General features: G+C 40.0%; 4 protein-coding genes and 1 pseudogene. 4 read left to right on the top strand and 1 reads right to left on the bottom strand.

Translation table 11 applies throughout. The annotated features are described in order from the left end of the window. Window positions 1-107 precede the first annotated feature (107 nt). Window positions 108-746: a glycerol-3-phosphate 1-O-acyltransferase PlsY gene (gene plsY / locus JOC31_RS09425; RefSeq protein ID WP_205017909.1), complete on the bottom strand. Its 639-nt coding sequence runs from the start codon at window positions 744-746 to the stop codon at window positions 108-110. 144 nt (window positions 747-890) lie between these two features. Here plsY and parE point away from each other — a divergent pair, with 144 nt between their 5' ends. The 4 genes and pseudogenes from parE to JOC31_RS09405 all read left to right on the top strand — a co-directional run. Further along, window positions 891-2,840, top strand: a complete 1,950-nt coding sequence (parE, locus tag JOC31_RS09420; protein ID WP_205017908.1) for a DNA topoisomerase IV subunit B — start codon at window positions 891-893, stop codon at window positions 2,838-2,840. A 10-nt stretch (window positions 2,841-2,850) separates the two neighbouring features. After that, window positions 2,851-4,086 (top strand): hypothetical protein, encoded by a 1,236-nt coding sequence (locus JOC31_RS09415; RefSeq protein WP_205017907.1) that lies wholly within the window; start codon window positions 2,851-2,853, stop codon window positions 4,084-4,086. 72 nt (window positions 4,087-4,158) lie between these two features. Beyond that, the gene (gene parC / locus JOC31_RS09410; RefSeq protein ID WP_205017906.1) at window positions 4,159-6,612 is read left to right on the top strand and encodes a DNA topoisomerase IV subunit A; all 2,454 of its coding nucleotides are present in this window, start codon (window positions 4,159-4,161) and stop codon (window positions 6,610-6,612) included. A gap of 189 nt (window positions 6,613-6,801) precedes the next feature. After that, a pseudogene (locus JOC31_RS09405) lies at window positions 6,802-7,833 on the top strand (branched-chain amino acid aminotransferase); the annotation flags it as partial. Window positions 7,834-7,961: the final 128 nt, after the last annotated feature.

The following is a 7,961-nucleotide window of genomic DNA, read 5'->3' as shown; positions in this document are numbered from 1 at the left end:
GCTCGTATATTGTTAATTTATCTTCATACGTTAATTTCATCAAAAAACACCCCATTCGTTAGATTTTGTGTCTAACTTTTGGGGTGCAGTTCATATACAAACGCTTTTTATTTTTTAATTTGTTTTGAAAGATTTAATCCAAAAGGAACGAGATTTTCAGATTTGCTTCGAATACGGTGGATATTATCCTTATGACGATAGATGATAAAACTTCCCATGATAATGATGATGATTGTAAATAGTGGATCATAACTCTTTAAAATAAAGTGACAGGCAGGGAAGGTCAAAACGGTAAGGATACCAACAATAGCAGCAATAATGCTTGAAAGGGAAATCATACTATAGAGATAAAGGGTCAGACCAAAAATAAGCAAAAGGAAGAGAAGGTAAAGGGGAGCGAATCCTAAAAGAACCCCTGCACTAGTTGCAACTGCCTTACCTCCTTTGAAGTGGGCAAAAATCGGGAAAGTATGTCCTAAAATAGCCAAGAAGCCAATCAATAGAGGAGAAACTTCAGTGACTCCCAACCATACAGGCAGAAGTGTTGCCAGTGTCCCTTTTAAAATATCAATAGAAAGTGTGGTCACCCCTGCCTTAAAACCTAGGATACGGAAGGTGTTGGTAGTACCAGTATTTCCAGAACCATGCTCTCTAAGGTTGGTGTGATAAAAGCGTTTCCCAATCCAAAGCCCTGTTGGAATAGAACCGAGAAGATATGCGATAATGAATAATCCTATAATTTTCATAGATTTATTATAGCACAACTAATTTGAAAACCAAACTATTTTCTAGTATTACTCTTGTAAAAACGGTGAGATTTTCAAAATTTCTTTTTGCAAAATACTCTAAAAACTTGTAAGATAGAAAGGATGAATAAAACGGAGGTCATAATGGCTAAAGAAGAAATTACGATCAATAATTATAATGATGATGCCATTCAGGTTCTGGAAGGTTTAGAGGCAGTTCGCAAGCGTCCAGGGATGTATATTGGCTCAACAGATGGCAATGGTCTCCATCATATGGTTTGGGAAATTGTAGATAATGCTGTCGATGAAGCTCTGTCTGGCTTTGGCGATAAGATTGAAGTAACCATTAACAAGGATGGTTCAGTCAGCGTAGCTGATAGTGGTCGTGGGATGCCAACTGGTATGCACGCTATGGGTATTCCAACTGTTGAGGTCATTTTTACGGTTTTACATGCTGGCGGTAAATTTGGTCAGGGTGGTTACAAGACTTCAGGTGGTCTTCACGGTGTTGGTTCGTCTGTTGTTAATGCTCTCTCTAGCTGGCTAGAGGTGGAAATTACGCGTGATGGTGCGGTTTACAAGCAGCGTTTTGAAGATGGCGGTAAACCTGTCACGACACTTGAAAAAATTGGCACTGCTCCAAAGTCTAAATCAGGGACCAAAGTTACTTTCATGCCTGATACGACTATTTTTTCAACGACAGATTTCAAGTTTAACACTATTTCGGAGCGTCTGAAAGAATCAGCTTTTCTACTAAAAGAAGTCACTATGAACTTGGTAGATCTTCGTGGCGATGAGGAAATTCGTGAATCGTTCCATTATGAAAATGGGGTGCAGGACTTCGTAGCCTATCTCAATGAGGACAAGGAAACTCTTACCCCGGTTATTTCCATTGAAGGGCAGGAGCAGGATTTTCACGTTGATGTGGCTTTGCAGTACAATGATGGTTTTTCTGACAATATCTTATCATTTGTAAACAACGTTCGCACCAAGGACGGAGGGACGCATGAAACAGGTCTGAAATCAGCTATTACAAAGAGTCTCAATGATTATGCTAGAAAGACCAACCTGCTCAAGGAAAAAGACAAGAACTTAGAAGGTTCTGACTACCGTGAGGGCTTGTCGGCTGTGCTATCTATCCTTGTCCCTGAAGAGCATTTACAGTTTGAGGGGCAGACAAAGGATAAACTTGGTACCCCTTTGGCTCGTCCAATTGTGGACGGTATTGTCTCGGAGAAGTTGACCTACTTCCTTTTGGAAAATGGGGAATTGGCGTCTAATCTTATCCGTAAGGCCATTAGAGCTAGAGATGCGCGTGAGGCAGCCAGAAAAGCTAGAGATGAGAGTCGAAATGGCAAGAAAAATAAGAAGGACAAGGGACTTCTGTCAGGGAAACTAACCCCAGCTCAATCTAAAAATGCTGCCAAAAACGAACTCTATCTGGTCGAAGGAGATTCAGCCGGTGGTTCTGCCAAGCAAGGTCGTGACCGTAAGTTCCAAGCTATCCTACCTTTGCGTGGTAAGGTACTTAATACTGAGAAAGCTAAGATGGCAGACATCCTCAAAAACGAGGAAATCAACACCATGATTTATACCATTGGTGCAGGAGTGGGTGCGGACTTCAAGCTGGACGACATCAATTATGACAAGATTATTATCATGACCGATGCGGATACAGATGGTGCCCACATCCAGACCTTGCTCCTGACCTTCTTCTACCGTTATATGCGACCTCTGGTTGAGGCTGGACACGTCTATATCGCTCTGCCTCCTCTTTATAAGATGTCAAAAGGTAAGGGCAAGACAGAGAAAATCGCCTACGCTTGGACGGACGGAGAGCTTGAGGATTTGCGTCAGCAATTTGGCAAAGGGGCTATGCTTCAACGCTATAAAGGGCTTGGTGAGATGAATGCTGACCAACTTTGGGAGACAACGATGAACCCAGAGACACGCACCCTTATCCGAGTGACCATCGACGACCTTGCGCGTGCGGAGCGCCGTGTATCAGTCCTTATGGGAGATAAGCCGGCTCCACGTAGACAATGGATTGAGGATAATGTTAAATTTACGCTGGAAGAAAGTACGGTGTTTTAGGGAGGAAAAAATGGATATTCAAGAAGTTTGTACAAGATTAGGATTAAAAGATGTAGATGAATTAGCGGGATTGCTTGATTTTAGTGATCGGAGTAGTCTAAGTATTCTTAAAAAAATGGGTAAAAAACTACCCGTTAGTATGGCTAAAAAAGTAGTAATATGTGCTGATGGAATAAATGAACTAATAGATGGACAAGAGAGTAAGGAGAGTAAAATCAAAGCTTTACGAAGAGGATGGGCATGCATTTTAAAGGGAAATACAAATTCTCTTATCCCGCTTAGATCTAATATCTCTATTGATTTGCCAGAATATAATCCTAGTAAGCTAAACGGACAAAGTTTTTTTCATAGTGGACATATTCTAGGGGATGAGTTTTATCCTTTTTTAAAGAATAATCAAGAAGTTGAGAGAATTATATCTGGAAAATATCTGTATCAAAAAGAGTGTCTAAAAAATATGAACAGCAATGGTATAGTTCAATTCAGCGTTGCAAATATGCAGCAAACAAAAAAATATGCGACTAATTTTCGATATAGCCAAGCTTTTTTTGAAAATCGGATTGTAGATTATCTAAAAGAAGGTGGTGAAATATTTTATGAAGCAAAAGTCATTCATTACTTAGATTCTAATGACAAACCATCTAAATATCCTATAGGGACACAAATTATTTTTAAAACCTTGAAACAAAATAATTCTAATGAAGATTTAGAAACTAGATTATGTAATCATGTTTTTATTCCAAATTTTGATATAGACTTTGAAATATCAGGAACATACAAAAGTTATTATGAATTCTACCAATTTGGATGTACAGATAAATACAAAGATTGCTTTAAAAATATAAAAAATCATAAATCTGGAAAAGATTATGATTCGGCAGGAAATAGAATGTTTTATTTAGTATTAAAAAACAGCAAAAATAATATCTCAGGTATATTTCCAACTCTTGAAAAAGCTCAAAATATTCTAGGGGATATTACAAACAATAAATTATCTTTTGATTTTAATGATTTAGTAGAAAACAGAGAATTGGAAGCTGATGGAATTTTTAGATTTACTGAAATAGAACATCAAAAAGTTTTTGACTATTTAAAAAAGCAAAAAGCAATAAGAAAATCCAATAATGGTAACTATTTTTATCCTGCTGGCGGCTGTATATTTTTGAGTGATAGAGATGTAAGAGATTTAAGATTGAGTTTTGATAATGGAAAGGAAACTTTAATTTCTGCTCTTGAGTATATTTAATTATGGTATTTATAAAATTGTAAAGAAAATATAGAAATAAATTAGTTTAAATTGAACTAGGTGTCAATAGTTATGAGTAACATTCAAAACATGTCCCTTGAGGACATCATGGGAGAGCGTTTTGGTCGCTACTCCAAATACATCATTCAGGAGCGTGCGCTTCCTGATATTCGTGACGGGTTAAAACCTGTTCAGCGCCGCATTCTTTATTCCATGAATAAGGACGGCAATACTTTTGAAAAAGGCTACCGCAAGTCTGCTAAATCCGTCGGAAATATCATGGGAAATTTCCACCCACATGGTGATAGTTCTATCTATGACGCCATGGTGCGGATGAGTCAGGACTGGAAAAATCGTGAAATTTTGGTCGAAATGCACGGAAACAACGGTTCTATGGATGGTGATCCACCAGCTGCTATGCGTTATACGGAGGCTCGTTTGTCTGAGATTGCCGGCTATCTCTTGCAGGATATCGACAAAAAGACCGTTCCGTGGGCATGGAACTTCGATGACACTGAGAAAGAGCCGACAGTACTGCCAGCAGCCTTTCCAAACCTCTTGGTCAATGGCGCAACGGGGATTTCAGCAGGTTATGCCACAGACATTCCACCTCACAATCTTTCAGAGGTCATCGATGCGGTTGTTTACATGATTGACCACCCATCAGCCAAGTTGGAGAAACTCATGGAGTTCTTGCCTGGACCAGATTTTCCGACAGGAGCCATCATCCAAGGAGCCGATGAGATTAAAAAGGCCTATGAGACTGGAAAAGGTCGTGTAGTTGTTCGTTCTCGCACTGAGATTGAAAAACTCAAAGGTGGCAAGGAGCAGATTATTGTTACTGAAATTCCTTATGAGGTCAATAAAGCGGTGCTGGTCAAGAAGATTGACGATGTTCGCGTTAATAACAAGGTGCCTGGCATCGCAGAAGTGCGTGACGAATCAGACCGCACAGGTTTGCGTATTGCCATCGAGTTGAAGAAAGACGCAGATAGCCAAACCATTCTCAATTACCTGCTTAAGTACACGGACTTGCAGGTCAATTACAACTTCAATATGGTTGCCATTGATAATTTCACACCTCGTCAGGTCGGCTTGCAGAAGATTTTGGCCAGCTATATCGCCCACCGTCGTGAGGTTATTATTGCTCGTTCGATTTTCGATAAAGAAAAGGCTGAGAAACGTCTGCATATCGTCGAAGGTCTTATCCGTGTGATTTCGATTTTGGATGAGGTTATCGCTCTCATTCGTGCTTCGGAAAATAAGTCTGACGCTAAGGAAAATCTGAAAATCAGCTATGAATTTTCAGAAGAGCAAGCAGAGGCTATTGTGACCTTGCAGCTCTATCGTTTGACCAATACCGATATTGTCACTCTTCAGAAGGAAGAGGCTGATTTGCGTGACTTAATTGCCACCTTGACAGCAGTTATCGGAGATGAGCGGACGCTATTTAACTTAATGAAGAAAGAGCTTCGTGAGGTCAAGAAAAAATTTGGCAATTCTCGCCGCTCAGAATTGCAGGCAGAAAGTCAGACCATTGAGATTGATACGGCCAGCTTGATTGTTGAGGAGGATACCTTTGTCAGCGTGACACGAGGAGGCTATCTTAAACGAACGAGTCCACGCTCTTTCAATGCTTCTACGCTTGAAGAAGTTGGTAAACGTGATGATGACGAGTTGATTTTCCACCAACAGGCTAAGACCACGCAGCATCTCTTGATTTTCACCAATCTTGGGAATGTTATCTATCGACCTATCCATGAACTGACTGATATTCGTTGGAAGGAGATTGGTGAGCATTTGTCTCAGACTATCACCAACTTTACAACCGATGAAGAAGTGATTTATGTTGAAATTCGAGATGATTTCGCCAGCGGTACTTATTTTGCAGCGACCAGACTGGGACAAATCAAACGTTTGTCTGTCACGGATTTATCTCCTTGGCGAACGTATAAGTCTAAATCGACTAAATTTGCTAAGCTCAAAGATAAGACTGATAAGGTTGTTGCTGTTTCGCCAATTCTTCTAGATGATGTTATGCTGGTGACCTATAATGGCTACGCTCTACGATTTAATATCGAGGAAGTACCTGTTGTCGGCGCCAAGGCAGCTGGTGTTAAGGCGATTAATCTGAAGGAAGATGATTTCCTTCATTCTGCCTTTATTGCTAATACAGACTCCTTTTTCATCTTGACACAAAGAGGTAGTTTGAAACGCGTAGCTATAAGTGACATTTCCCAAACGAAGCGTGCAGGACGAGGTTTACAGGTGTTGCGTGAGCTCAAAACAAAACCACATCGTGTTTACTTAGCAGGACCTGTCTTTATGGAAAATAGCGGAGCAGAGCTGGATTTATTTTCAACCGAAACAGCTATGCAGTCACAAGTATTGTGTGTTCAATCAACGTCTGGCGAACTTGTCGAAAAAGACCTAACCAAGTTGAGTCTATCTGATAGAACAAGTAACGGTAGCTTTATCTCTGAGACCATGTCTGAACAAGAAGTTTTCACTGCAAAAATAAATTAACTAAAGTAAAGACGAATTTTAAATAGCCACCAAGAGCAGGAATGAGCCGTTGAGACTACTGACCTGCTCTTTATTGGTAATGCCTAACAAAAGTGTTACCATATCCGATAATTGTCAGAATTTTGCAAAAATCCTTGAAAATGACAAGAAAAAACGATATACTAGACATCAGTTAATCACAGAAAAGAGGATACTCATATGACAGTAGATATTGATTGGGAAAACTTAGGATTTGCCTATCGCCAACTTCCACTACGCTATATTTCTTACTATAAAGACGGTAAGTGGGATGACGGCCAACTAACAGAAGATTCAACTCTTCACATTTCAGAAGCGTCTCCTGCTCTTCATTATGGGCAACAAGCCTTTGAAGGTTTGAAAGCCTATCGTACTAAAGATGGTTCAGTGCAACTGTTTCGCCCAGATCAAAATGCAGAACGCTTACAACGTACAGCAGATCGTCTATTGATGCCACAAGTTCCGACAGAAAAATTTGTTGAAGCAGCGAAACAAGTTGTTAAAGCAAATGAAGACTTCGTTCCTCCTTATGGAACAGGAGCAACCCTTTATCTTCGTCCACTTTTGATTGGTGTTGGAGATATCATTGGTGTTCACCCTGCTGATGAATACATCTTTACAATTTTCGCTATGCCAGTTGGTAACTACTTCAAAGGTGGTTTGGCACCAACTAATTTCTTGATTCAAGATGATTATGACCGTGCAGCACCACATGGAACAGGAGCGGCTAAGGTTGGTGGTAACTATGCAGCTAGCTTGTTGCCAGGTCAGTACGCTAAGTCAAAAGGATTCTCAGATGTTATCTACCTTGACCCAGCCACTCACACTAAGATTGAAGAAGTAGGTTCAGCAAACTTCTTTGGTATCACTGCAAACAACGAGTTTATCACACCACTTAGCCCATCTATTTTGCCATCTATTACGAAATACTCACTTCTTTACTTGGCTGAAAACCGTTTTGGTATGAAGGCGATTGAAGGTGATGTATTTGTTGATGAATTAGATAAATTTGTTGAAGCAGGGGCTTGTGGAACGGCTGCCGTTATTTCACCAATTGGCGGTGTTCAACATGGAGATGATTTCCACGTCTTTTATTCAGAAACTGAAGTAGGACCAGTCACTCGCAAACTCTATGATGAATTGACAGGAATCCAGTTTGGAGATGTTGAAGCGCCAGAAGGTTGGGTTGTTAAAGTAGACTAATCAACAAGAATTTTAAAAGCACTGCAGGTTAATCTTTGTACTGACCCCAAAAAGTTGGACACTATATTTATTGAAGGGATTTAGTTCTGTATTGCACAGGACTAAGTCCTTTTAGTTTTGCTTTGATT

Origin of the sequence: Streptococcus saliviloxodontae, from assembly GCF_016908655.1 — a bacterium.
GTDB classification, from domain to species: domain Bacteria; phylum Bacillota; class Bacilli; order Lactobacillales; family Streptococcaceae; genus Streptococcus; species Streptococcus saliviloxodontae.
The sequence above is the reverse complement of the archived record's forward strand: the minus strand, read 5'-3'. Positions and strand labels throughout refer to the sequence as shown.